Below are 25837 nucleotides of genomic sequence, written 5' to 3' on the forward strand. Positions count from 1 at the left end.
GCGGGGTCAGCGGGCGGCGGGAAGACGGGACGCGTAGTCGCGGACGGGCATGGAGTCGTGCAGCCGCAGGCCCCCGCCCCTGAGCCGGGCCAGGGCGCGGGTGAGGCCGGCGGGCAGCGCGGAGACCAGGCTCGCCCCCCGCACCAGCCCCCAGACGCCCGCCCGGGAGGTGGGGACGAGGGTCTTCGCGGCGCGCAGGGCGAACGCACGGCTGGCGTGAACCAGGGGCAGCATCTCGCGCTCGTACGCGGCGAACGCCCGCTCGTGGTCGCCCCCGGCGGCGGCCAGCTCCCCGGCCAGGACGTACGCGCCGCAGACGGCCAGGCTGGTGCTGCCGCCCACGGCCGGGCCGGGGCTGTACCCGGCGTCGCCGACGAGCGTGACGCGGCCCCGCGACCAGGTCTCCATGCGGAGCTGGGTGATCGAGTCGAAGTAGAACGCGGGCGAGCGGTCCAGCTCGGCCAGCCAGGCGTCCACCTGGGGGTGCATCCCGGCGAACGCCTCGCGCACCAGCTCCTTCTGCCGCGGCGCGTCGCGGTGGTGGTAGTCCAGGCGGGCGGCGCGCCGGACGATGAACAGGGCCCGGGCGTCGTCCATGTGGGCGGCGGAGTAGACCCCGGCGGTGCGGCCCACGTCGAGGTGGCCGACGTACTCCCCGTCCGCCGCCAGTTCCTTGGGCACGGACGCGACGGCCAGGTACGCCCCGATGTACGCCGAGAACGCCGACTCCTCGCCGAAGACGAGCCGCCGCACGTTCGAGTGCAGGCCGTCGGCCCCGACGACCAGGTCGAAGCGGCGGGGCGCGCCGTTCTCGAAGGAGACCTCGCCGTCCGGGCCGATCCCGGTGATGGAGTCGCCGAAGACGTATTCCACGTCGTCCCTGGTGGTGTCGTAGTAGATCTCGCTCAGGTCGTCGCGCATGATCTCGACGTGCCGGTCCGAGGCCGCGCCGAAGATCTTGCCGAGGTCCACGCGGGCGGGGCGCGGCGAGCCCTTCCGGTACATGGTCATCCGGTCGGTGCCGGTGGCGGCCTTCTCGATGCGCGCCGCCGCGCCCATCCGCTCGGAGATCTCCATGGCCGGGCGGAACAGGTCCACCGCGTGCCCGCCGGTCTTGCGGAGGGCGGGGGCCCGCTCCACGACGGTGACCTCGAAGCCGTACCGCGTGAGCCAGTGGGCGAGGACGGGACCGGAGACGCTGGCGCCGGAGATGAGGATCCGCATGAGCTGCTCCTTACTTATCGTTAAGTAAAAGCTAGCACGAGACTTACCTATCGTTAAGTCAGATATCCTGGGAGCGTGGCCAGGCCCTCCGACACCAGACAGCGCATCCAGGCGGCCGCCCGGGAGCTCTTCGCGAGCCAGGGCGTGCGGAAGACGAGCCTCCAGGAGATCGCCGACCGCCTCGGCATCACCAAGCCGGCGCTCTACTACCACTTCTCCTCGCGCGAGGACCTGGTGCGCAGCATCGTCCAGCCGCTGATCGACGAGGGGGAGGCGTTCCTGCGCCGGCAGGAGGCCAAGGGCGAGGTGGACGCCCGCGCGATGCTGGGGGAGTACTTCGACTTCCACCTCCGGCACCGCGAGGAGCTCATGCTGATCCTCACGGAGCTGACCACGCTCGCCGAGCTCGGCCTGGTGCAGGTGGTGCTGTCCTGGCGCGAACGGCTGGCCGCCCTGCTCATCGGGCCCGAGCCCACGCTCGTCATGGCCGCCCGCGCGACCATGGCCCTCGGCGGCGTCCAGGACTGCGTCGTGCAGTTCCCCCACGCGCCGGCGGACGAGCTGCGCGAGGCGACCGTGGGCGCCGCCCTCGCCGTACTGGGAATCCCGGGATGACCATGTAATCTGTCCTGCATGCCAGGACAGCGTGTGACAGGGGCGAGCGGCTATCGCGAGCGGAACTCGACCGCGGACCGGGCCCTCGACATCCTGGCGCTCTTCGACGACCGCCGCCTGGTGCTCGGCGGCCAGGAGGTCGCCGACGCCCTCGGCGTGGCGCGCTCGACCGCCTACCGCTACCTCCAGAGCCTGGTGTCGTCCGGGTTCGTCGAGGAGCAGCAGCCCGCGGGCTACCGGCTGGGACCGCGCGTGTTCGAGCTGGCCCGGCTGGCGCGCAAGGGCGTGGGGCTGTCGGAGGCGGCCCGCCCGGTGATGCGCGACCTGGCCGACGCGGTGGGCGAGGCCGTGCTGCTGACCCGGCGCACCGGGACGTCGGTGGTCTGCCTGGAGCGCGAGGAGGCCGCGCACCCGATCCGGCTGTCCTACGAGCGCGGCCACGTGGTCCCGGTGAACGCCGGCTCGGCCGGGCTCGTCCTGCTCGCGTGGGCCCCCGGCAAGGAGGTGGACCGCATCGTGGAGGCGGGGCTGCCCAGGCTGACCGGGGCGACGCTGACCGACGTGACGACCCTGCGCGCGCGGCTGGCCGCGATCCGCGAGGAGGGCGTCGCGGTCTCCCGGGGCGAGCTGGACCCCGACGTGATGGGCGTGGCCGCCCCGATCAGGGACGGGGGCGGGAACGTCGTCGCGGCCGTGAGCATCGCCGCCCTGTCGCACCGCGTCCCCGACTCGCGCGTCCCCGGCATCGCCCGCGCCGTGGTCTCCGCCGCCGGCGAGATCACCTCGCGCCTCACGCTCATGACCTCCTGACCTCCCGATCTCCCGTCCCGGGGGCCGGCCCGGGCAGCCGTACGGCCTGAGCCCGCCGTACGGCTCAGCCGCGTCACCGTGCCGGGGCTTCCGCGTCGATCCCGCCGTGCCGTACGAGCGGGCCGATCCGGCGTGCCGTACGGCGTCAGCGGCGTGGGCCGGGACGGGGGCGGTGCGGGCCGGAAGGTTTTCGCGGTGTCGCGAAGAACAGGACTGGATCGCCGATATTCAGGACGGCGGGCCGGGAGTGGTCAGGCGCAGGCGGTGTCGTGGTCGTCGCCGCCGGGGGCGGAGGTCAGGGCGGCGCGCAGCGCCTCCTCGACGGTGGGGTGGACCCGCAGGTAGACGCACGCCTGGGTGAGCTCCATGATGTGGGCGGGCAGCGGCTGCAGGGCGGCCAGGTGGACCACGCCGCCGTGCCGGGTGACGTACAGGTGGGTGTTGAGCAGCACGCGCAGCCCCGTGCTGTCGATGAAGGTCAGCTCGCCCAGGTCGAAGACCAGGCTGTCGTCCCGCCGCCGCGCTTGGTGGACGTAGGCGTCGAACTCGGCCGCGGACGCGGCGTCCAGCTCCCCGACGACGCTGATCAGCGTCACCCCGGGCAGGTGCTGGTGGAAGATGCCGAGCGCCCGCACGACCCATCACCCCTTCGAGGGGACCGAAGCCGTCGCCTCGTTGATAGCCCACGGACGCGCGTTCGGGAACACCGCCCGGGCTGATCGTTCTCGCACCCCGCGCCGCGCCGGGGCCCGGCGGGCGTGGAAGGGGGGCCTGTTGCGGGAAAAGGCATCCGGCCGGCGCGGCCGTCGGGAAGGGTTGGGTCGGGCCCAGCCAGAGGTGGAGGATCATGGACGAGATCGTGGAACGGTACCGCGCGCACGCCGGCGCCTTCGAGCGGAAGGTGGCCGGCGTGGTGCCGGGGCGGTGGGACGCCTCCTCGCCGTGCCCCCTGTGGACGGCGCGGGACGTGGTCGGCCACGTCGTGGACATGCACGGGGTCATGCTGCGGCCGTTCGGGCGCGGGCTGAGCCCCGCCCCGCCGGTCAAGGAGGACCCGCTGGGGGCCTTCCGCGCCGCGCGGGCCGACGTGGAGGCGGTGCTCGCCGACCCCGCGCGGGCGGCGGCCGCGGTCGAGACGCCGGGCGGCCGGATGACCTTCGCCGAGCACGTGGACCAGGTGGTCAGCGACGACATGGTGATCCACGGATGGGACCTGGCGCGCGCCACCGGCCAGGACGAGACGATCGACCCCGCCGACGTCGAGCGCATGTGGGCCGACGCCCGGTCCATCCCCGCCGACCTGGTCGAACGCCTCCGCACCCCCGGCGCCTTCGGCCCCGGCGTCGAGATCCTGGGTCCCGAGGTCCCCCTCCCCCCGGACGCCCCGCTCCAGCACCGCCTCCTCGCCTTCTTCGGCCGCGACCCCCGCTGAGCCGTACTGCCCGCCGGGGTCCGTCCCGTACGGCCCGCCGCGGTCCGTCCCGCGCGGTCCCTTGCCTCGCCCCCGAGCCGGGCGGGCCGCTCGGGCGTCAGCGGTGGGAGCCGGGGGTGTGGCCGAAGGCGCGGCGGAAGGCGTCGATGAACGCGCTGGCCGAGGACCAGCCGCAGGCGTGCGCGACGGCGGTGACCGGGACGCCGTCGGACAGGAGGGGCAGGGCGTGGGAGAGGCGCAGCCGGGTGCGCCATTCCGGGAACGTCATGCCGAGGTCGGCGCGGAACAGCCGGGTCAGGGTGCGGTCGCTCGCCCCGACCTGGCGGCCCAGCTCGGCGAGCGTCCGGCCGTCGGCGGGGTCCGCGGCGAGGATCCCGCACAGCGCGCGCAGCCGGGGGTCGGCGGGCGCGGGGAGGTGCACGGGCGCGCGGGGCGCGGCGCGGAGCCGGTCCACCAGGACGGCGCGCAGGCGCTCGTGCTCGGGCGTCGCGGCGGCCTCGCGCGTGCAGGCGAGGATCAGTTCGCGCAGCAGCGGCTCGACGCTCAGGACGGCCGGTTCCCCCGTGCTCAGCGGATCGTCGCCCCCCGGGGCGGCGCGGGGGACGCCGACCAGGTGGAGTTCCAGGTCGCCGTGGGAGCGGTGCGCGTGCACGGTCCCGGCGGGGACCCAGATCGCGCAGCTCGCCGGGGCCACCCACGAGCCCGCGCCGGTCGTGATCGCGAGGACGCCGCGGGCGGCGTACACCACCTGGTGATCGTCGTGGCGGTGGGCGTCGATGGCCTCGCCGGGCGCGAGCCGCTGCGCGCGCGTCGGCGCGACGGGAGTGTGGCGGATTTCCGGCATCGGTTGTCACTTTATCGGAAGCACGACAAAAGGCTCGTCAGCCACCATGACCGGGTGTTCCGCAACAAACCCATCGTCCTGTTGTCCGCCGGTCACGCCTGCGTGGACGTCTACCAGGGGGCCGTGGCCGCGCTCGTCCCGTTCTTCGCCGCCGAGCGGGAGTACGGCTACGCGGCGGTCTCCGGGCTCGTGCTCGCGGCGTCGCTGGCGTCCTCGGTGGTGCAGCCCCTGTTCGGCGTGCTGACCGACCGATGGGCGATGCCCTGGCTGCTGCCGGTGAGCACGTTCCTGGGCGGCGCCGGCGTCGCGCTCAGCGGCCTGTCCGGGTCGTACGCGCTGACCCTCGCGTTCGCCGCCCTGTCCGGGATCGGCGTCGCCGCCTACCACCCCGAGGCCGCCCGCGTCGCCAAGATCGCCTCCCGGGGGAGCCACACCGCCATGGGCTGGTTCTCCCTCGGCGGCAACCTCGGCTTCGCCGCCGCGCCGCTCCTGGTCGCCGCCGTCGTGTCGGCGGGCGGCCTCCGGCTGTCGCCGCTGCTGGTCGTGCCCGCCCTCGCCGGGAGCGCGCTGTGCCTGCCGGTCCTGCGCGCCCTGGCCCCGGCCGGCCGTACCCGGTCCGCCGGCGCCGTCGGCGCGGACGACTGGCCGTCGTTCCTGCGGCTGTCGCTGGTGGTGGTCTCCCGGTCGATCGTCTTCCTCGGCCTGAGCACGTTCATCTCGCTCCACGCGCAGGACCGCGCCGGGGGCGTCCACGCGGGCACCGCCGCCCTGTTCGTCCTCTACCTGGGCGGGGCGGCCGGCACCGTCCTCGGCGGAGCCCTGGCCGACCGGTGGGGGCGGGTGGCCGTGGCCCGCCGTTCCTGCCTGCTGACCGCCGTGGCCGTCGCGGGCGTCGTGTTCGTCCCCGGCCCCGCGTTCTACCTGTTCACGGCCCTGGCCTCGGCCGGTCTGTACATCCCCTTCTCGCTCCAGGTCACCCTCGCCCAGGACTACCTGCCCACCCGCGCCGGCACCGCCGCGGGCGTCACCCTGGGGCTGACCGTCAGCGTCGGCGGCCTGACGGCCCCCGTCCTCGGCGCCCTCGCCGACGCCACCACCCTCCAGACCGCCCTGGCCCCCCTCATCCTCCTCCCCGTGGCCTCCCGCCTCCTCTTCACCGCCCTCAGGGAGCCCGTCGCGGCCCCCGCCTGAGCGGGGGATCCTCACCCGCCCGGTCATCCGTACGGCCTGAGCCCGTCCCCCTGACGGTGAACCGGACGACCGGGATCCGCCGGCCGACCCCGGCGTATCCCTCCTCGGTGCCGTCCACGCGAGCGCCCGCTTCCACCCCGCCCGCTTCCACCTCTCCGGCCTCGCCCCGCGCCCGCGCGTCCCCATGCCGCGACCCTGGATCGCCACCCTCCCGCACGGGGCTCCCGGGCCGCACCCGCCGGTGACGCGCCGTCACCAGGGCGGCCCCGCGGGGGCGTGATGATCTTGCCGGAAAGGGCCGGGTTTGTCGGCGGGGGTCGCTAGATTCCGGGGATCATGAGCGGGCGCGACGGGCGGCCCGCCGTGCCGGGATTCCAGGAGGTCATGGGTGGAGGATGGGCTGTGGGCGCGGGGGAGCCTGGTCGGGGTGGGCCCGCCGGTGCGGGCCAGGAAGCTGGCCAAGGTGCCGTTCGTGGAGCTGGCCGACGGGCGGCTGCAGGGGGTGGTGTCCAGCGGGTCGGACATCGCGCGGGTCTACGTCTCGTCGATCTCGGCGGGTGAGCACGGGCTGAACTGCAGCACGAACAACAACCGGCCGTGCGGCGGGCTGCACGGCTCGGCGTGCAAGCACCTGCACGCGCTCATGGACGAGGCGGTCGCGCAGTACGGCGCGGCGCGCGTCGCGCGGTACCTCAGGGTCGAGGGCGGGGAGGCCGCCTCCTCGGGGGCCGAGCTCATGCGGATGCTGGACGGGTCCGTGGAGCGGGAGTCGGCGGCGGTCGTGTTCAACCGCTTCCTGCGGCACCTGCGCTACCTGGAGACGCCGGTCACCACCGCGCCGCTGCCGGAGATGCAGTGGTTCCCGGGGGCGGTGGCCTGATGCCGCTCACGCATGACGCGCCCGGCGGCGTGGAGGCCGCGCTGGAGCTGGTGGCGGGGTTCGACGACGCGCTCGGGCACGGGTTCGCCCGGGTCGGGGAGGAGCAGGCGGCGGCGCTGCGGGCCTTCGGCGGCGCGCTGGCGGCGACGCCGCTGGGGAGCCGCGCGGGAGAGGCGGCCGAGAAGGTCGCGGCCGGGTCCGTCTCCGGCGACCACCTGACCGCGCTCGCCGCCGGGCGGGCGGCGCTGACCGGCGCCGTCCACGACGCGCTGCTCGCCGGACTGGACGCCGCGCTCGGACGGGACCGGGCGGAGTGGACCGCCGCGACCGGGACCGGGGAGGCGGAGAACCTGCTCGGCGGGGCCCTCGCCTGGCTGCACGAACTGGCGATCACCGGGTGGCGCGGCGTCGGGCAGGACCTCGTCTCCGCGTCCGACCAGGTGATCGAGGCGCTGCTGGCCGACCCCGGGAAGCGGCGGCTCGCCGTGCTGCTCGACGGGCTCGCCGCCGAGCTGCGCGCGGTGTGCCCGCTCGCCCCGGCCGTGGAACCGCCCGCCCGCCGCTGGGCGGACCTGTGGACCCGGGCCGTGCTGCTCTCGCGGGGCATCCCGGAGGCCGGTCCCGCCGAGGAGGTGACCGGGCGGCTGCTGGTGCTCGGGGCGGACGTCCACGAGCACGGCACCGCCGTGCAGGTCCGCGTCCACGGCGTGCTGGAGCGCGGCGAGGGGACGCCGGACCTGCTGGTGCGCACGAGCGTGGCCGCCGCCAAGGTGGACACGATCATCGGCCCGGCCGTGTGGAAGCTGCTGGCCGGCTTCCCGGTGCTGCTGACCGCGCTGGCCGAGCGGCGCGCCCTGGAGGTCACGGGCATGCCGTTGCTGCCGGGAGGCGACCTCGTGTGGCACGAGGACCGCGCCAGGACCGGCGAGGAGGCCGACCCGTTCACGGTCGCGCGGGTACGGCTCGCGACGGCGGCCGCCCCCGCCGTGCCCCCGCTGGACCGGCACCCGGTGGCGATCGCCGAACCCATCCTGCTGGAGGGGTACACGGCGCGGGCCGGGGACGGCGGGACGGTCTTCGAGCTGGGCGACCTGACGCTGGACGTCATGTCCGGGGCCCCGTGCGGGCCGATCACGGCGGACCTCGCCGGCCGGTCCACCGCGTGCGTCGGCCTGGTCCTGTGGGACGCCGGCCGGTGGCGCCTGCGCCCGCTCGCCGTCCAGGCGACGGTCAAGCGCGCCACGGTCACCGCGTGCACCGGGGACTGGGCGCTGGGCCCGACCGACCCCAAGGTCGCCAAGGCCGAGGCCAAGTCGGACGCGGTCGCGGTGCTGCGCGAGCGGGCGGGACGGTTGCTGCGGAAATGACCGACATCTCCCCTGACGAGAACCGCCGTCAGCTCCTCTACTGGCGGCTGCTGGCGCGCCTGTTCGACCACGAGGAGCACGCGTCGCTGGAGCGGGCGAGCCTGGCGGTGGTCGAGGATCTCGGCCTGCCCCCGGCGCTGCTCGACCCCGCCGTGTCCCTGGACAACCTCGTGCAGCGCTTCCCCGACCTGGGCGACGAGCTGCGCGGCCTGATGGTCGCCGACGAGCGGGACCCGGGGACGCGCGTACGGCGGGCCGCCCTCGTCTCCAAGCTGATGCTCAACCTGTTCGCGACGGGCGCCGGCAACGTGACCGCGGCCCAGCTCGCCACCTGGCAGCAGGACGCCGCCTGGTTCGAGTGCGCGATGGGCCGGGCCCCCGGCGGCCTGCGCGGCCGTACGGCGGGCGGCGGCCTGCCGGCGGGCCCCGGCGACGGGGCCGGTGATGGGGCCGGTGATGGGGCCGGTGAGGGGTCCGGCGGCGGCCAGGACCAGGGACGGGGCCCGGGCGGCCCCGGCGGCGAGGCCACCCGCGGCGCCGGCCCGGGCAGCGGCTTCGACCTCGGCCCCGGGGTCGAGGAGGAGCTGCGCAGGCTGCTCGCCGGCCTGGAGGGCGACCTCGTGCGGCGGATGCGCCTGCGCGAGGTCCTGGCCGACCCCGCCCTCGCGCGGCAGCTCACCCCCAGCATGTCCCTGGTCGAGCAGCTCCTGCGCGACAAGTCCAACCTGTCCGGGGTCGCGCTGGCCAACGCCAAGGCGCTGATCCGCAGGTTCGTGGACGAGGTCGCGGAGGTCCTCAAGACGCAGGTGGAGAAGACCAGCGTGGGACAGCTCGACCGGTCGGTGCCGCCCAAGCGGGTGTTCCGCAACCTCGACCTGGACCGGACGATCTGGAAGAACCTCACCAACTGGAGCCCCGAGGACCAGCGGCTCTACGTGGACCGGCTCTTCTACCGGCACACCGCCCGCCGTACGACCCCGGCGAAGCTGATCGTGGTCGTGGACCAGTCCGGGTCGATGGTGGACGCGATGGTCAACTGCACCATCCTCGCGTCGATCTTCGCCGGCCTGCCCAAGGTGGACGTGCACCTCGTGGCGTACGACACGCGGGCGCTGGACCTGACGCCGTGGGTGCACGACCCGTTCGAGGTGCTGCTGCGCACGACGCTGGGCGGCGGCACCGACGGCACGGTGGCGATGGCGCTGGCCAGGCCCAAGATCTCCGATCCGCGCAACACCGTGCTCGTGTGGATCTCCGACTTCTACGACAACCGCGAGCTGTACCGCGACTTCGAGGCCGTGCACCGCTCCGGGGTGAAGTTCATCCCGGTCGGCTCCGTGAACAGCTCGGGCCACCAGAGCGTGGACCCGTGGTTCCGGCAGCGCCTCAAGGACCTCGGCACGCCCGTGATCTCGGGCCACATCCGCAAGCTCGTGGCCGAGCTCAAGAACTTCCTGACCTGACCCCCCGCGCCCGGCCGGCCCGCGAGCCGGCCCGGCCCTCCGACAACCGGGAGACCCCTGTGCTTCGCGCCCCCGCAGAGATCAAGTTCGCCGACGAGCTCGACTACCTGGAGTCGATCGACGACGGCGCCAAGCCGTTCTCGTGGCGGCTCAGCCCCCGCATGGTGCGGCTGTTCATCCTGGGCTCCGAGCCCTCCGACGGCCTGGACCGCGAGATCGGCCAGAAGTGGTTCGGCGACCGTACCTTCGTCGAGCGGTCCATCGTGACGCTGGCCTCCGACCGCGGCCTGCTGCTGATCGGCGACCCCGGCACCGGCAAGAGCTGGCTGGCCGAACTGCTGGCCGCCGCGATCTGCCGCAACTCCACCCTGGTCGTGCAGGGCACGGCGGGCACGACCGAGGACCACATCAAGTACTCCTGGAACGTCTCCATGGTCATCGCCAAGGGCCAGTCCCGCGAGTCCATGATCCCCTCGCCGATCATGACGGCGATGGAGCGGGGCGTGATCGGCCGCTTCGAGGAGCTGACCCGCTCGACGAGCGACGTGCAGGACGCGCTGATCTCCATCCTGTCCGAGAAGTACGTGTCCATCCCCGAGCTGGACGACGACAACATCGTGTTCGCCCAGCCCGGCTTCTCGATCATCGCCACCGCCAACAGCCGCGACCGGGGCGTCAATGACCTGTCCTCGGCGCTGAAGCGGCGCTTCAACTTCGTCCGCATCCCCGTCGTGACCAGCAAGAAGAGCGAGGCGGAGATCGTGCGGTTCCGCACCGAGGAACTGCTGCGCCGCCACCGCATCGAGCTGGACGTGCCGCCGACCCTGCTGGACATCCTGCTGCAGAGCTTCGCCGACCTGCGCGCGGCCGCGGCCTCGGCGAACAGCGACGACGAGCGCCTGGAGTCCGCGCTGTCCACCGCCGAGCAGATCGGCGTGCTGGAGGACGCCATCCTGCACAGCAACTTCTTCGGCGACAGCACGCTGCGGGCCGGGACCCTCGCCGGGTCGCTGGTCGGCTCGCTGGCCCGCCGCAGCCCGGAGGACCTGGCCATCCTCAACAAGTACTGGCACGGCGTGGTCGAGCCGCGCGCCCGCGAGGGCGGGGACTGGCAGGAGTTCCTCGACGGCGGCCGCCAGGCGATCGCGACCCTGTCGTGAGCGGGTTCGGCGCGCTCCGCGACCGGCTCACCGACGCCGCGGCCGCCTTCGCCGGCGGCCCCGGCCAGGTCGCGGACATCCTCACCGGCATGGTGGACGACGTGGACCGGGCCCTGCGCGAGAACCTGGAGATCTTCCCGGTCTGCCACCACTCGCCCGCCTCGGCGCTGGCCATGGCGCGGCGGCTGCGGGAGAAGCGGCCGAAGGTCGTCTACCTGGAGTTGTGCGAGGACCTGCGGCCCCTCCTGGACGAGCTGGCCAACTGCCGCCTGCCGGTGGCGCTCCAGGCGTTCGCGACCGACCTGGACGGGTTCCCCGCGGGCGCGGGCCCGCTGAGCGTGGTCGCCCCGATCACCGAGTCGTCGGCGGAGTACCAGGCCATCGCGTACGCCCTCACCGAGCCCGGAGTCGAGCTGGTGCTCGTGGACCGCTCGTCCGACCACGTCTTCCAGTGGATGCCGAAGGACGGGCCCGGTACGGCGGGCGGGGACGGTGACACCGGCCACGCCACGGCGGACCCGGCGGGCGAGGACGCGGGGCTGCACGGCGACGCGGTCGGGGTGGAGATCGGCGACCTGCGCCCGCGCTTCGCCGAGCTGGAGGCGTACCTGCTGCACCACGGCAAGGTGCGGCACTGGTCCGAGTGGTGGGACCAGTACGTCGAGCAGCCCCTCGCCGACGCCGACTACGCCACGTACCGGCAGGTCATGGTCATGATCGGCAGCCTGTTCCGGCGGCTGCGGCCGGCGGGCGCGGACCGGCTGGACCGCGACGAGGACCGCGAGCGGTACATGTGGACCCGGATGCGGGAGCACCTGGCCTCCTCCGGCGCCGACCCGGCGGACTGCCTCTACGTCTGCGGCGCCTTCCACGCCGCCAGCCGCGTCGAGGAGTTCGGCCTGCGCGGCTCCGGCGGCTTCGAGATCACCCCGCGCACCGCGACCCGCTGGTCGTACGGCCTGATCCCGTCCAGCCACTCGGCCATCGAGGCGCAGTTCTCGCTGGCCCCCGGCTCGGTCTCCATCGCGGCGGCCACCTGGCGCAAGGCGCTGCGGCGCGGCGGCGTGACGCCGTACACGCTGGACGGGAAGAAGGGCCGGAAGGGCGGGGCGGGGCGGGCCGCGCCGGAGGCGGGCGTCACGGACCGGCTGTCGGGGTTCCTGGCGCGGCCGCCGGAGCCGGGCGGGCTGGACGAGGACGAGCTGCGGAGCTGGTGCGTGGACATCGTCCGGCTGGCCCGCCGCCACGGCTACCTGGCCAGCACGGCCGACGCGATCGCGGTCTTCGAGACGTCCGTGCTGCTGGCGGGCATGCGCGGCAGGGCCAGGCCGACGCCGTACGACTTCCAGGACGCGGCGGTCACGTGCATCGAGAAGGACGCGGTGCCGGGCAAGCGCGACGTGGCCCGGCTGTGCGAGATCCTGCTCGGCGGCGACCGGATCGGGCAGGTCGGGTACGAGTCGCTGCCGCCGCTGGCGCGCGACGTGTACGACCGGCTGGAGCCGCTCGGCCTCGACCCGGGCAGGCGCACGGTGCAGCGGGCGCTGCTGAACCTGGACGCCGAACCGCACCTCGCGCCGTGCTCGAAGGTGCTGTGGATGCTGCGGTACCTGCTGCCGGACGGCGCCGTGCGGCCGATCATGGGCTCGAAGCGGCTGGGCGAGCGCTCCATCCAGGAGAGCTGGGACGTCGCGCTCGGGAAGTACCAGCGCGAGCTGATCGAGCTGGGCTACGAGGGCGTCACGGTCGAGCAGGTGCTCGAACAGCGGCTCCGCCGCGCCGCCTGGGACCCCAAGGCCACGGCGGCGGGCGCGCTGGCGGCCGTGGAGGACTCGATCGTCTTCCTGGGCGGCCGGCGGTTCACCGACGAGCTGGGCGCGCGGGCCGTGGAGCTGCTGTCGGCCGAGCGCACGGTGGACGACGCGCCCGAGGTGCTGCGGCGGATGCGGCGGCTGCTGGCGTACTACCGGGCCTCCGAGCCCGCGCTGCCGGCGTGGTGCGAGGCGTTCGTGACCACCGGGTACGCCCACTACTGCACGCTGCTGCCGTCGGCCTTCACCGACGAGGACACCGGGGTGCGCCAGGTGGGCGCGATGCTGGGGTTCCTGTTCGGCATGGAGAGCCTGGCGCTGTCCCTCGGCTGCGACCGGGCGCAGCTTGAGCTGGCCGTACGGCAGTCGCATCCGGAGCGGCCGGCCAAGGTCGCGCTGCTGTGGGCGGCGCAGTCGCAGCTCGGCCTGATCGGCCGGGACGACCTGCGGCGGCGGTGGGACGAGCTGCTGGTCAACCCGCTGGTGGTGCCGTCGTGCCCGCAGTACATCGGCGGGTTCGTGCAGGCGCTGGAGCTCGCCCCGGCGCTCACGTCCTTCGTGGTCGAGGTGATCTCCAAGGCGTTCGCGCGGCTGCCCGACCCGGTGCTGCTGCCGTGGCTGCCCACGCTGATCACCACGCTGCGGGAGCAGGCGGGGGACCTGGTTCCCGCGCTGGTCAAGGAGGCCGCCCGCACCTATCCGGCGGACCTGGCCGGCCTCGACGCGTGGACGCCGCCCTGGGAGGCCGCGCCGGGGCGGGCCCCCGCGACCGCGGCGCCGGCGGCGTCCGGGCCGGTGGCGGACCTGCTCCGCGCCCACCCGGCCTCCTGCGACGCGCTCGCGGCCCTGCTCGGCTGCGACCCCGCGTGGCCCGACGCGCCCGACGCGCCCGGCGCGCCCGGCGCGGCCGGGGGCGGCTCGCCGGGGCACGGCGAGGCGGCGGCGCTCCTCGGCCGTCATCCCGCGGCGGCCGAGGCGCTGGCGGGACTGCTCGCGCGCTGACGGAGGGCCCGGGCGCGGCCCGCCCGGGCCCTCCCGGCGGTGGTCCCCCGGTCCGGCAGGGCCGGGGGACAGCCGGACAGCCGGACCGCCGGACAGCCGGACCGCCGGACAGCCGGACCGGCGCGGCAGGTCGGTCCGGGGCGGCGGGTCGGCCCGGGGTGACGGTCAGCGCGGGGGGACGGTCATCTCAGGGGAGCGGGCTCGCCCAGGGCCTCGGTCAGCGGCGCGGGCAGGGGGATGGACCCGGACCCGTCCCTGGCGACGGCGACGTAGACGACCTGCCCGGTGCAGGTCGCCGTCCCGTCCCGCCGGAACGCGAAGTCCAGCGCGAAGCTCTTCCCCCCGATCCGGGCCGTGCCGATCAGGATCTCGGGCCGGTCGTCCACCGTGATCCCGTCCTTCCAGTCCAGCTCGGCGTGCACCACGTGCACGTCGAACCCCAGCTCGGGCCACCGTTCGTACGGCAGCCCCCGCGCCTCGAAGAACCCGGTGACGGCGTCGTCCACGTAGGCCAGGTACCACATGTTGAACATCACGCCCTGGCTGTCGATCTCGAAGAACCGGGGCCGGATCGGCTGCGCGTAGACCCCGTCGTGGCCGCCCGGCGATGCGATCTGCGTCATCGCCGCATCCTCATCCCGCGGGTCCCGCGCCGTCCACCCCGCGGCCCCGGGCCGCCTCGCGGCCGCGCCTCCGCGGCCTCCCGCCGGCCACGGCCCCGGGCCGCCTCCGAGGGCGGCGGCCCGGGGGCCGGGGGCTCACCAGCCGGTGACGGTGTTGACGAGGTAGGGAGAGGTGAAGGCGGTCCGGTCGCCGGAGATGGTCCCGGGCACCGGGAACAGGCGGGCGGACAGCGGCTTGCGCAGGCGTACGGCCAGCGTGGCCACGTCGAGGAGGAGGCGGGCGAGCTGGTCCCGGGTGGCGTCGCCGGGCAGGGGGACGGTGTCGAGGCCGGTGCCGCAGACGGCGGAGTACGCCAGGAGCTGCTGCGCGTTGACGTGGCGCTCGGCCCAGCGGCGGGCCAGCAGGACGTCCTCCATGACCGGGAGCATCAGGCCGTTGTAGCCCCGCGTGGGCAGGCCGGTGGTCTGGATCCCGCGAGTGAGGGCGGCGGCGGCCGTCAGCGTGCCCGGCGACCCGATCGGCGCGCCGACGCACGACTCCAGGGCCGCCGCGATGCTGTCCTCTCCGGCGGGGGCGGGGGAGAGGTCGATGCCGCCGAACGGCGTGCCGATCCGCTCCGCGAGCTCCCCCGCCAGGGCGATGACGGGGGTCGCCGCCCGCGTCAGGGCGTCCCGCGTCCTGGTGGTGATCTCCTCCGGGGCCGGGGCTTCCGAACTCCCCGGGCCGTCCAGACCTTCCAGGGCCGCGCGGGCGACCGAGGCGCCCTGGAGCCCGATCGTGAACGTCTCGGGCCCGTCGTGGTAGGCCGCGGGGAAGAACGGCCCGCCGGGCTCCACGCAGGCCAGCCCGGCGAAGTTGAAGTTCCCGAACCCCTCGGGGGTCTCGTCGGCCAGGCGCCGGATCACGAGCGCGGCGTACGGCGCGGCCTCGGCGCGCACCCCGTGCTCGGCCGTGCCGAGCTGGACCGTGCAGATGATCGAGGGGGCGCCGACGAGCAGGTCCGCGATCGCGTCCAGCCGGTCGAGCGGGAACCCCGGATCGGCCGCCGGGGCGGGCCCCAGCGAGCAGAACGCGACCCCGAGGTCGTCCAGCACGCGCTGCAGGGAATGCGCGTAGGACACGATCTCGTCCGGCTTCCGGTCGGCCATGTCGGCGAACACCGCCCGCGTGGACAGCCGCACCGTCTGCACCTCGTACCCGGCGTTCCGGAACCCCGCCTCGGCCCGCCGCAACCGCGCCACGGCCTCGGAGACGACCCGCGGCGCGATCGGATGGGGCTCGGCGACCCCCAGGGTGATCGTGCGAATCGGAGGTGAACCCACAATCCTCTCCTTCCTGACAGCCCTCTTCTAGCAGCCCCCGCGCGGCCCCCGCACCGGGTTCCGGCACGGCTCGCCCGTGGGACCGGTCCCAAGGGTGTCCGCCCCGCGCCGCGGCCGGGGAGCCGGGGCCGCTCGCCGGGCTGGCCGCTTGCCGGGGGCGCGACCGCGGGCGCGGACCGCGGGCGGCGCGGGTCCGTGCGGCCGGCCCCGGCGTTGGCCGTACGGACCCGAAAGGGAGAGGCGCGGGTGGGCCGGGGGCGGAGCGGGCGGGGAATTGATTGGGGTCTGGGGAGATATGCGTGCTTGCGTGGGGTTGCTGGTGATGTTCAGATGAAAAGAGGAAGTCGTCCCACGGCCGTCGCAAACCGCGTGTCGGAGCCCCCCTCGCGGCGTGATCGCTCCGGCGGAGAGGACGGGGCACAGTGGCGCTGGTGCTCGACCGGGTGTGTGTGCGGCAGCGCGGGGAGAACCGGCTGGACGAGGTCGGCCTGGAGGCGGCCGGCGGGCTGACGACGGTCATCGGGCCGCTGGGCGCGGGCAAGACGACGCTGTTGCGGGTGGTCGCCGGGCTGACGCCGCCGACGTCGGGGCGCGTGATCGTGAACGGGCGGGACGTCACCGGCGTCTCGGTGCGCAAGCGGTCGGTGTCCTTCGTCTACCAGCGGTTCGTCAACTACCCCTCCCTGTCGGTGTACGAGAACATCGCCTCGCCGCTGCGCCAGGACCGGGCGTTCCCGAAGAACGGGATCGACCGGCGGGTGCGCGAGGTGGCCGCGCTGATGGGCCTCACGGACCTGCTCGGGCGGCGGCCGGCGGAGCTGTCGGGCGGGCAGCAGCAGCGCACGGCGATCGCGCGGGCGCTGGCCCGGCCCGCCGACGTGCTCCTGCTGGACGAGCCGCTGGCCAACCTGGACTACAAGCTCAGGGAACAGCTCAGGGACGACCTGCGGGCGATGTTCCGCGACTCGCCGGGGGTGGTGCTGTACGCGACCGCCGACCCGGCCGAGGCGCTGGGCTTCGGGGCGCCCGCGGTGGTGCTGGGCGGGGGACGCGTGCGGCACGCGGGCGACGTGGCGGAGATGTACGACCGGCCGCCGTCGCTGGACGTCGCCGCCACGCTCAGCGACCCGCCGCTGAACCTGCTGCCCGGCGTGGTGCGCGACGGGCGGATCGAGTGCCTGGGCGCGTCGTTCCCCGCGCCCGGCGCGCACCAGCCGGGGCGGGGCGTGGTGCTCGGGGTCCGGCCGCACCAGGTCACGATCGAGCGGACCGGGCCCGGCGACCTGGCGTTCCCGGCCGAGATCCGGCTCGCCGAGGTGACCGGCAGCGAGACCTTCCTGCACCTGCTGCTGCCGGGGCCGCGGCACCTGGTCGCCCACCTGCCGGGGACGCGGCGGTTCGACCCGGGAGAGCCCGCGACGGCGTACGTCGATCCGGCGCGGGTGTTCGTGTTCGACGAGCGGGACGGGCGGCTGCTCGCGGAGTCCGCGGCGGAGGTCGATCTGCATGGCTGACATCCGGCTTGAGGGCGTGGGCCACAGCTACGACGGCGGGCGCACGTGGGCGCTGCGGCCGATGACGTGGACGTGGCGCTCGTCCCGGGCGTACGCCCTGCTGGGGCCGAGCGGCTGCGGCAAGACCACGCTGCTGAACATCATCTCCGGGCTGATCACGCCGACGGAGGGGCGTGTACTGCTCGGCGACCGCGACGTGACCGGGGTGCCCACGGCGGGGCGGAACATCGCGCAGGTCTTCCAGTTCCCCGTGCTGTACGGCGACATGACGGTGTACGACAACCTGGCGTTCCCGCTGCGCAACCGGAAGTACCCGCGCGACGAGATCGACCGGCGGGTCCGCCAGGTCTCGGAACTGCTGGGGCTGGACGCGCACCTGCGCACGCGCTCGCGGCGGCTGGACCCGGGCCGGCAGCAGATCGTCTGCCTGGGCCGCGGGCTCGTGCGCCCGGACGTGGCCGCCGTGCTGCTGGACGAACCGCTCACCGTGGTGGATCCGGCGCTGAAGTGGACGCTGCGCAGCAAGCTCAAGGAGATCCACCGCGACACCGGCCACACCCTGATCTACGTCACGCACGACCAGACCGAGGCGCTGACCTTCGCCGACGAGGTGGTGGTGCTCAAGGACGGCGCGATCGTGCAGGCCGGGGAGCCGGGCGAGCTGTTCCTGTCGCCCGCGCACGAGTTCGTCGGCCACTTCATCGGCTCCCCGGGGATGAACGTGCTTCCCGCCTCGGTCCGCGACGGCGTGGTCCGCGTGGGTGAGGTCGCCGTCGGCCGCGCCACCGGAGACCTCCCGCCCGGGCCGGTCAACGTCGGCGTGCGCCCCGAGTTCGTGCGCGTCGGCGCCGCGCCCTCCCTGCCCGGGATCGAGGCGCGCGTCACGGCGGTGGACCGCATGGGGCCGTACGAGCTGGTCCGCGCCCGCGTGCACGACCGCGACGTGCTCGCCAAGGTCGAGTCCGGCTCCGGCCACCGGCCCGGCGAGGTCGTCTACCTCGGCTTCGACCGCGCCTACCTCTTCCGCGACTCGGTCCGCCGCGCCGCCCTCGCCCGCCTCGGCCCCGGTACGGCCGGGGGCGGCGCCGACCGGCCGCCGGACGCGGGCCGTACCGGACCGCCCGGGGCGCCCGGCACGGCGGGGCCGGGCGGCGCGGCGGGGCCGGGCGGCGCGGGCCACGGGCGGGGCGGTCCGGGCGAGGCGGGGCCCGGGTCCACCGGGTCCACCGGGTCCGCCGGGCCCGCGGCGGGGCCGGGCGGAGGGGGGAGCGGGGCGTGAGCGAGACGGTCGCGGGCGGCGCAGCCGTCGCGGGGGAGCGGGTGGGGCCCGGAGGCGTGGCCGCGAGCCCCGCGCCGGAGGAGGCGGCGGCGCGGCCCGCGGACCCGCGGCCGAAGAACAACCGGGCGTGGTTCCTGGTGCTGCCGGTCGTGGTCTCGGTGGCCTTCACGGCGGTGATCCCGCTGATGACCGTCGTGAACTTCTCGGTGCAGGACATCTTCAGCCCCAGCGACCGGATCTTCGTCGGGCTGGAGTGGTTCCGGAGCGTGACGCGCGACCCCGAGGTGCGGTCGGCGTTCGTGCGGACGCTGCTGTTCTCCGCGCAGGTCCTGCTGATCGAGATCCCGCTCGGGGTGGCGCTGGCGCTCGCGATGCCCAAACGCGGGCTCGGGGTGCCGGCGGCGCTCGTGGTGATGGCGCTGCCGCTGCTCATCCCGTGGAACGTCGTGGGCACGATCTGGCAGATCTTCGCGCGCGGCGACATCGGGCTCGGCGGCTGGCTGATCAACAACGTGCTCGGGATCAACTTCAACTACACCCTCGACCGTGCCGACGCCTGGATCACGGTCCTGGTCATGGACGTGTGGCACTGGACGCCGCTGGTGGCGCTGCTGGCGTACGCGGGGCTCCGGTCGATCCCCGGCCCGTACTTCCAGGCGGCGCAGATCGACGGCGCGTCGGCGTGGGCGACCTTCCGGCACATCCAGCTCCCGCGCCTGCGGGGCGTGCTCACGATCGCGATCCTGCTGCGGTTCATGGACAGCTTCATGATCTTCACGGAGCCGTTCGTGGTGACCGGCGGCGGGCCGGGCAACGCCACGTCGTTCCTGTCGATCCTGCTGTCGAAGATCGCCGTCGGCCAGTTCGACCTGGGTCCCGCGGGCGCGTTCTCGCTCCTGTACTTCCTGATCGTGCAGATCGCCTGCTACGTCTTCTTCACCGTCCTGACCAGGGCCGGGAGGTGAGCGCCATGAAGCGGCGACCCCGCGCCGGCGGGCCCGCGCGAGCCGTACGGCATGAGCGCGCGGCGGCGGGGCGGGTCCGGCTGCCGTGGGCGCGGACGGTCTTCTGGCTCTACGCGGCCACGCTGATGCTGCCGCTGCTGTGGATGTTCGGCATGTCCATCCGGCCGAACGAGGACATCCTCGGCGGCTTCTCGCTGATCCCCGAGCGGGTCACGTTCGAGAACTACCGCACGTTCTTCGAGGACCAGGCGTGGTATTCGAGTTACCTCAACTCGATCGCGTACACCACGCTGAACACGGTCCTGTCGCTCGTCGTCGCGCTCCCGGCGGCCTACGCGTTCTCGCGGTTCCGTTTCGCCGGGGACAAGCACCTGTTCTTCTGGCTGCTCACGAACCGCATGGCGCCCCCGGCGGTGTTCCTGCTGCCGTTCTTCCAGATCTACCAGGCGGTCGGGCTGTTCGACACGCACCTGGGCGTCGCGATCGCGCACATGCTGTTCAACGTGCCGCTCGCCGTGTGGATCCTGGAGGGCTTCATGTCGGGGATCCCGCGCGAGATCGACGAGACGGCCGCCATCGACGGGTACTCCCTGCCGCGGTTCTTCATCCGGATCTTCCTGCCGCTGATCCGGTCGGCGCTCGGCGTCACCGCGTTCTTCTGCTTCATGTTCTCCTGGGTCGAGCTGCTCATCGCCAGGACCATCACCTCGGTGAACGCCAAGCCGATCGCCGCCACCATGACCCGGACCGTCAGCGCCGCCGGCGTGGACTGGGGACTCCTCGCCACGGCGGGCGTCCTCACGATGATCCCCGGCGCGGTCGTCATCTGGTTCGTCCGCAACTACATAGCCAAGGGATTCGCCCTCGGGAGGGTGTGACCGCGATGCAGTGGATGGTGTGGACCCTTCCCACGGCGCTCGTGTTCGCCGGCCTCGCCGTACTGCTCGCGGGGATGGCGATCTGGGGCCATCTGTCGCCGCCGGTCGCCCGGCGCGGATTCCTGCGGATGGAGACCGACCGCGGGGACCGCCTCTACATCGGCCTGCTGACCGCGGCGGCCGTCCTCGCGCTCTGGATCGCCGTGACGGACCTGTCGATGTGGCTGGCGCTGGCGTGCGCCGTACTGGCGGCCCTGGTCGTCCTCATCTGGGGGTGACCCGCGAATGGCCCGGGACTGAGAGGAGCGGGACATGCCGTTGACGCGAAACCGCGGGGGATTGCGGCGGGGCGGGGTGGCGGCGGCCGTCCTCGCCGCGCTCAGCCTCCTGCTGGCCGCCTGCCCGGGGGACGGCGGCGAGAACCGCGAGACCGACTACCGGCCCGAGCAGGGCAGGGCCGCCGCGCAGCGCTGGATCGCGAGCGAGTTCACCCCGAGCACGCTCTCGCGGGAGCAGCAGACGGCCGAGATGGAGTGGTTCATCAAGGCCGCCGAGCCGTACCGCGGCATGCAGATCAACGTGGTGTCCGAGACGATCACGACGCATGAGTACGAGTCGCGGACGCTCGCGCGGGCGTTCTCCGAGATCACCGGGATCAGGCTCAAGCACGACCTGATCCAGGAGGGCGACGTCGTCGAGAAGCTCCAGACCCAGATCCAGGGCGACCAGAACATCTACGACGCGTACGTCAACGACTCCGACCTCATCGGCACCCACTCGCGGGGGAACTACGTGTTCCCGCTGTCCGACTACATGGCGGGCGAGGGCAAGGCGGTCACCTCGCCCACCCTCGACCTGAACGACTTCATCGGCGTCAGCTTCACGACCGGCCCGGACAAGAAGATCTACCAGCTCCCCGACCAGCAGTTCGCGAACCTGTACTGGTTCCGGCACGACTGGTTCAGCGACCCGGACATCAAGCGCCAGTTCCGCCAGGCGTACGGCTACGAGCTGGGCGTCCCGGTGAACTGGGCCGCCTACGAGGACATCGCCGACTTCTTCACCAACAAGGTCAACGGCAACGGCACCATCGACGGGAAGAAGGTCTACGGCCACATGGACTACGGCCGCAAGGACCCGTCGCTGGGCTGGCGGTTCACCGACTCCTGGCTCTCCATGGCCGGCAACGGCGACCCCGGCATCCCCAACGGCCTGCCGGTGGACGACTGGGGCATCCGGGTGGAGAACTGCCGCCCGGTCGGTTCCTCGGTCGCCCGCGGCGGCGACACCAACGGCCCCGCCGCCGTCTACGCCCTGACCAAGTACGTCGAGTGGCTCAAGAAGTACGCCCCCAGGCAGGCGGCCGGCATGAACTTCAGCGAGTCGGGCCCGGTGCCCGCGCAAGGGAACATCGCCCAGCAGATCTTCTGGTACACCGCCTTCACCGCCGACCTCACCAAGCCCGGCCTCCCGGTCGTCAACGCCGACGGCACCCCCAAGTGGCGGATGGCCCCGAGCCCCCACGGGGCGTACTGGAAGGAGGGCAACAAGCTCGGCTACCAGGACGCCGGCTCCTGGACCCTGCTCCGCAACACCCCCAAGGAGCGCCGCGCCGCCGCCTGGCTCTACGCCCAGTTCGTCACGTCCAAGACGGTGTCTTTGAAGAAGTCCATCACCGGCCTCACGTTCATCCGCGACAGCGACGTGCGCAGCGACCACTTCACCCAGAACGCCAGGAAGTACGGCGGGCTGATCGAGTTCTACCGCTCCCCGGCCAGGAAGCAGTGGACCCCGACGGGCACCAACGTCCCCGACTACCCCAAGCTCGCCCAGCTCTGGTGGCAGAACGTCGCCACCGCCGTCACCGGCGAGACGACCCCCCAGCAGTCGATGGACAACCTCGCCAAACAGCAGGACGACATCCTCTCCCGCCTGGAGCGGCGAGGCTACGGCGGCCCCTGCGCCCCCAAACTCAACCCGCCCCAGAACCCCCAGACCTGGCTGAACGCCCCCGGCGCCCCCGCCCCCAAACTCCCCGACGAACGAGGAAAACCCGAAACCCTCCCCTACGAAAAACTCCTCTCCCAATGGTCCGACTGACCCCGCCCTCCGGCGAGGACACCGGCCACCGGGTACGGCGGGCTCCCTCGGGCCCGCCGTACCGGAAGGCCCGCGCGGCGCGGGGTTGCCGATATGAGGCGAGGGGGCGTAGACCTCCTTCTGTCAGCCTGAATCGGCCGGGAGTCGTCGTGAACGAGCCGGAATCCGCCGCGCCGGAGATCGTCGGTTTCGGCGCGCTGAACGTCGACTACATCGCCGGGGCGTCGAGGCTGTCGCAGCGCCTGGCGGACCGGGTGACGGAGTCGACCGCGCGCTTCGAGTGGAACCGGGAAGGCCCGGTCGACCAGGACACCATCCTGCGCGCGGTCGAGAGTCTGGGGGCGGCCTCGCTCAGCTACTCCCTGGGCGGCTCCGCCTGGCTGACGATCTACTCGCTGGCGCAGATGCGGGTGGGCCTGCGCCTCGGTTACGTCGGCGTGGTGGGCCGGGTGGAGGCGCCGGGCCTGTCCTTCGTCGGGCAGATGGACGACCTGGGCATCGACCGTCGGTGGGTCGTCCGCCATCCGTCACGCCCGTGCGGTCTCTGCCTGTCGTACATCGACGACACCGACCGGGTGATGCTCACCCATCCCGGGGCCAACTTCGAGATGGGCCGCCTCATCCGGGAGAACTTCGAACCCCTGGCGGAGTACCTGGCCTCGGCCCGGTTCGTTCACGTCACCTCGTTCCTGGACGACGACACGCCCCGCGAGGTGCGGAGGGTGCTGGCCAGGGCCCGGGCCCTCAACCCCTTGCTGCGCGTGAGCTTCGACCCCGGCTTCACCTGGGCCGAGCGGCCGGGCCCGGACGTCATGGGCATCCTCGCGATGACGGACCTGCTGTTCATGAACTACCGGGAGTTCAAATCGCTGGGCCGGTACGCCCCGGGGGAGCGCGACGAGGTGGTCGCCCGCCGGCTGCTGGGGCTGTGCGCGCCGGGCTGCACGGTCTTCGTGACCAAGCGGTACGACGTGGTCGAGGTGTTCCACCAGTCCCCGGCCGGGATCGTGGCCCAGCGGTTCGAGCAGGCCAGGCCGTTGCGCGAGACGGAGCTGGAGGACGCGACGGGGGCGGGGGACGTCTTCGCCGCCGCTGTGCTCGCCTCGCTCGTCGCGCGCCGCCTCCACGTCGAGCTGGGGGCCTTCGTCGGCCTCTACCTGGCCAGGAACAAGCTGCGGTCCCCCGTCGCCGGCGGCTTCCGCGCGCCCGATCTGAGCAAGGGGTTCCTGCGGCAGGCCGAGACCCCGCCTGGCGAGGTCGCGCCCGGCGGGGTCTGCGTGGTGCACGCGGGGAACCCGCAGTGCGGCACCGTGCGCAGGTTCCTCGAGCGCGACTGCGGCCTCGCGACCGTGGAACTGGACGTGTCCGGCGTGGAGACCGACGTGGCGGCCGTGACGGCCCGCGCCCTCGCCGGCTGCGGGTTCGCCGTGTGCCTGCTCGCCGCCGGGGCCGCGCCCCCGGGCGGCCGGGCCCGGGCGGACCAGAACATCGTTTACCAGGCCGGGGTCTTCCAGGGCCGATACGGTTTCGGCAGGGTGGCGATCCTGGTCGAGGAGGGCTGCGACACGTTCTCCAACATCGCCGGCCTGATTCAGCTCGACTTCCGGGACGGGGCGGTGGACGCGACGTTCTTCGAGCTGGAGCGCATGTTGCGGCGGGAGGGCTTCATGGCGAGGGGGCGCTCATGACGGACGATCCGCTGGAACACCTGCGGGCGCGCGAGCCCGGCGACCGGCACACGCTCGACGTGGTCGGGATCGGGGCGCTCAACCTGGACTACATCGCCGACGTCTCGGCCGCGACGGGGGGCGTCGTGGCGCGGATCTCCCGGGTGGTGGAGCGGTCGGGGCCACCGCTGGAGTGGGGGACCGAGCGGTGGGTGGACGAGCAGACCATTCACTCGGCGATCGAGGAGGTCAGCTCCGCCCAGCCGGTGACCGCGCTGGGCGGGTCGGCGTTCAACGCGATCTACGCGATCGCCCGCAGCGGGGTCGGGCTGCGGCTGGGCTACGTCGGCGTGGCCGGGCGGGTCCCGGTGATCGGGGTGTCGAGCGTGCAGCAGCTCGAGTCGTTCGGCGTGGACCACCGCTTCGTCGAGCGCGTGGACGATCGCCTGTGCGGCATCTGCTTCTCGGTGGGAGAGGACGGCGACCGCACCCTCCTGACCCACGCCGGGGCCAACGACGACATGGCCGACCACATCGACCGCCGGTTCGGCGAGCTGGTGGACTACCTCGGCCGCGCGCGCGTCGTCCACGTGACCTCGTTCCTGGACGACCGTACGGCGGGCCGCCTGCTCGCCCTGCTCCGCGCCGTCAAGCGGACCTCCCCGGGGACGCTGATCAGCTTCGATCCCGGGCACGTGTGGAGCGCGGACGGTGGACCAGAGGTGGCCGGCCTGGTCAGGCTCTCCGACTTCCTGCTGGTCAACTACCGCGAGTTCCGCGAGCTCGGCGGCCACGTCCCAGGGGAGCCCGACGAGCGGGTCGCCGGCCGGCTCCTGGACGGCTTCGACGATGAGGGGGCGGTCGTCATCGTCAAACGCCCCACCGGCATCTCGGCCTACCGGCGCGGCGAGGGCGGGGACGTGACAGCCGAGTTCTACCCCCAGTCGCCGCTGCCGGCCGAGGAGATCGAGGACGCCACCGGGGCGGGGGACGTCTTCGCGGCGGGGCTGCTGATCGCGCTGGCCTGCGACCGCATGCAGGTGGAACTGGGATCCCTGCTCGGCATGCGCCTCGCCCGTCACAAGCTCCGCTACGTCGGCAGCGCCGGCCACGCCCAGTTCGCCCAGGTGACGCGGGAGTTCATCGGCCGCCTCGACCGGGAGCGCCGGTCCGACCCCGCCAAGGGCGTGTTCATCGCCCACGGCGCCAACCCCGAGTGGCGCGCGGTGCAGCGGTTCATCGAGGAACGGTTCGAGCTCCCGGTGTTCTCCTTCGAGAGCGGCTCCTGGGGCGGCCGCCAGGTGACCGAGGCCCTGGCCGCCTACCTGGAGCGGTGCAGCCTGGCCGTCTGCGTGCTCACGGCCGAGGACTTCACCGGTGACGGACGGCGTCTGGCCCGGCAGAACGTCGTGCACGAGGTGGGCCTCTTCCACGGGCGGCACGGGTTCGACCGCGTGGTGGTCCTGGCCGAGGAGGGGTGCGACTTCATCCCCCAGACCGCGCGCCCCCACGTGATCCCCTTCCCCCGGAACGGCATCGACCGCACCTTCTACCGCCTGGCCGAGATGATCCGCGGCCACGGCTTCCCCCACGCCGGCGAATCCTGATCCCGCGGCCCTGCGCCCCGTGCTCCCCTGGCGTGGCCCGCCGCTTCTCGCGGGCGGACGGGTTCCGTGCTCCTCGGTGGGG

General features: G+C 73.7%; 22 protein-coding genes. 17 read left to right on the forward strand and 5 right to left on the reverse strand.

Annotation, left to right across the window (positions count from 1 at the left end; translation table 11 throughout):
* Positions 1-6: 6 nt before the first annotated feature.
* Positions 7-1224 (reverse strand): FAD-dependent monooxygenase, encoded by a 1218-nt coding sequence (locus D5H75_RS14895; protein ID WP_119927006.1) that lies wholly within the window; start codon positions 1222-1224, stop codon positions 7-9.
* A gap of 75 nt (positions 1225-1299) precedes the next feature.
* Here D5H75_RS14895 and D5H75_RS14900 point away from each other — a divergent pair, with 75 nt between their 5' ends.
* Both D5H75_RS14900 and D5H75_RS44095 read left to right on the forward strand, forming a co-directional pair.
* Entirely contained in the window at positions 1300-1839 is a 540-nt protein-coding gene (locus D5H75_RS14900) for a TetR/AcrR family transcriptional regulator (RefSeq protein ID WP_119927007.1), read from the forward strand.
* Positions 1840-1857: 18 nt separating this feature from the next.
* Complete coding sequence (locus D5H75_RS44095; RefSeq protein ID WP_202638152.1) at positions 1858-2649, forward strand: IclR family transcriptional regulator; 792 nt, start codon at positions 1858-1860, stop codon at positions 2647-2649.
* Positions 2650-2900: 251 nt separating this feature from the next.
* On the opposite strand, the gene D5H75_RS14910 is transcribed toward D5H75_RS44095, so the two are convergent.
* On the reverse strand, positions 2901-3284 hold the full coding sequence (locus D5H75_RS14910) for an STAS domain-containing protein (RefSeq protein ID WP_119927009.1): 384 nt from the start codon (positions 3282-3284) through the stop codon (positions 2901-2903).
* Between the two features lie 212 nt (positions 3285-3496).
* On the opposite strand from D5H75_RS14910, the gene D5H75_RS14915 reads away from it, so the two are divergent.
* Entirely contained in the window at positions 3497-4081 is a 585-nt protein-coding gene (locus tag D5H75_RS14915; RefSeq protein WP_119927010.1) for a TIGR03086 family metal-binding protein, read from the forward strand.
* Positions 4082-4178: 97 nt separating this feature from the next.
* On the opposite strand, the gene D5H75_RS14920 is transcribed toward D5H75_RS14915, so the two are convergent.
* On the reverse strand, positions 4179-4925 hold the full coding sequence (locus D5H75_RS14920) for a helix-turn-helix transcriptional regulator (protein WP_119927011.1): 747 nt from the start codon (positions 4923-4925) through the stop codon (positions 4179-4181).
* 54 nt (positions 4926-4979) lie between these two features.
* Here D5H75_RS14920 and D5H75_RS14925 point away from each other — a divergent pair, with 54 nt between their 5' ends.
* The 6 genes from D5H75_RS14925 (at position 4980) to D5H75_RS14955 (ending at position 13799) form a co-directional block, all read left to right on the forward strand.
* The gene (locus tag D5H75_RS14925; protein WP_119927012.1) at positions 4980-6116 is read left to right on the forward strand and encodes an MFS transporter; all 1137 of its coding nucleotides are present in this window, start codon (positions 4980-4982) and stop codon (positions 6114-6116) included.
* A 388-nt stretch (positions 6117-6504) separates the two neighbouring features.
* A complete protein-coding gene (locus D5H75_RS14935; RefSeq protein WP_119927013.1) occupies positions 6505-6996 on the forward strand; it encodes a hypothetical protein in 492 nt (163 codons plus the stop codon).
* Entirely contained in the window at positions 6996-8363 is a 1368-nt protein-coding gene (locus tag D5H75_RS14940) for a hypothetical protein (RefSeq protein WP_119927149.1), read from the forward strand. Before D5H75_RS14935 ends, D5H75_RS14940 begins: the two co-directional genes overlap by 1 nt.
* Entirely contained in the window at positions 8360-9826 is a 1467-nt protein-coding gene (locus D5H75_RS14945) for a VWA domain-containing protein (RefSeq protein ID WP_119927014.1), read from the forward strand. Before D5H75_RS14940 ends, D5H75_RS14945 begins: the two co-directional genes overlap by 4 nt.
* A 59-nt stretch (positions 9827-9885) precedes the next feature.
* Complete coding sequence (locus tag D5H75_RS14950) at positions 9886-10986, forward strand: ATP-binding protein (RefSeq protein ID WP_119927015.1); 1101 nt, start codon at positions 9886-9888, stop codon at positions 10984-10986.
* Positions 10983-13799: a DUF5682 family protein gene (locus D5H75_RS14955; RefSeq protein WP_119927016.1), complete on the forward strand. Its 2817-nt coding sequence runs from the start codon at positions 10983-10985 to the stop codon at positions 13797-13799. The genes D5H75_RS14950 and D5H75_RS14955 overlap by 4 nt, the downstream gene beginning before the upstream one ends.
* Positions 13800-13981: 182 nt before the next feature.
* On the opposite strand, the gene D5H75_RS14960 is transcribed toward D5H75_RS14955, so the two are convergent.
* Positions 13982-14422, reverse strand: coding sequence for an acyl-CoA thioesterase (locus D5H75_RS14960; RefSeq protein ID WP_119927017.1), 441 nt, complete (start codon positions 14420-14422; stop codon positions 13982-13984).
* A gap of 135 nt (positions 14423-14557) precedes the next feature.
* Positions 14558-15745 carry a DUF711 family protein gene (locus D5H75_RS14965; RefSeq protein ID WP_119927018.1) on the reverse strand — a complete coding sequence of 396 codons (1188 nt, stop codon included), beginning with the start codon at positions 15743-15745 and terminating at the stop codon, positions 14558-14560.
* A 431-nt stretch (positions 15746-16176) separates the two neighbouring features.
* Here D5H75_RS14965 and D5H75_RS14970 point away from each other — a divergent pair, with 431 nt between their 5' ends.
* The 8 genes from D5H75_RS14970 to D5H75_RS15005 all read left to right on the forward strand — a co-directional run bounded on the left by D5H75_RS14970 (position 16177) and on the right by D5H75_RS15005 (position 25755).
* Positions 16177-17259, forward strand: coding sequence for an ABC transporter ATP-binding protein (locus D5H75_RS14970; RefSeq protein ID WP_202638153.1), 1083 nt, complete (start codon positions 16177-16179; stop codon positions 17257-17259).
* A complete protein-coding gene (locus D5H75_RS14975) occupies positions 17252-18538 on the forward strand; it encodes an ABC transporter ATP-binding protein (protein ID WP_119927020.1) in 1287 nt (428 codons plus the stop codon). Before D5H75_RS14970 ends, D5H75_RS14975 begins: the two co-directional genes overlap by 8 nt.
* Positions 18535-19503, forward strand: coding sequence for a carbohydrate ABC transporter permease (locus D5H75_RS14980; RefSeq protein WP_202638154.1), 969 nt, complete (start codon positions 18535-18537; stop codon positions 19501-19503). Before D5H75_RS14975 ends, D5H75_RS14980 begins: the two co-directional genes overlap by 4 nt.
* A gap of 5 nt (positions 19504-19508) precedes the next feature.
* Positions 19509-20381, forward strand: coding sequence for a carbohydrate ABC transporter permease (locus tag D5H75_RS14985; RefSeq protein WP_119927021.1), 873 nt, complete (start codon positions 19509-19511; stop codon positions 20379-20381).
* A 5-nt stretch (positions 20382-20386) separates the two neighbouring features.
* The gene (locus D5H75_RS14990; protein ID WP_119927151.1) at positions 20387-20659 is read left to right on the forward strand and encodes a DUF2160 domain-containing protein; all 273 of its coding nucleotides are present in this window, start codon (positions 20387-20389) and stop codon (positions 20657-20659) included.
* 34 nt (positions 20660-20693) lie between these two features.
* Positions 20694-22481: an ABC transporter substrate-binding protein gene (locus D5H75_RS14995; RefSeq protein WP_119927022.1), complete on the forward strand. Its 1788-nt coding sequence runs from the start codon at positions 20694-20696 to the stop codon at positions 22479-22481.
* A gap of 149 nt (positions 22482-22630) precedes the next feature.
* On the forward strand, positions 22631-24169 hold the full coding sequence (locus D5H75_RS15000; RefSeq protein WP_202638155.1) for a PfkB family carbohydrate kinase: 1539 nt from the start codon (positions 22631-22633) through the stop codon (positions 24167-24169).
* The gene (locus tag D5H75_RS15005) at positions 24166-25755 is read left to right on the forward strand and encodes a PfkB family carbohydrate kinase (protein WP_202638156.1); all 1590 of its coding nucleotides are present in this window, start codon (positions 24166-24168) and stop codon (positions 25753-25755) included. The genes D5H75_RS15000 and D5H75_RS15005 overlap by 4 nt, the downstream gene beginning before the upstream one ends.
* Positions 25756-25837 lie beyond the last annotated feature (82 nt).

The organism is Bailinhaonella thermotolerans (assembly GCF_003594875.1).
GTDB classification, from domain to species: Bacteria; Actinomycetota; Actinomycetes; order Streptosporangiales; family Streptosporangiaceae; genus Bailinhaonella; species Bailinhaonella thermotolerans.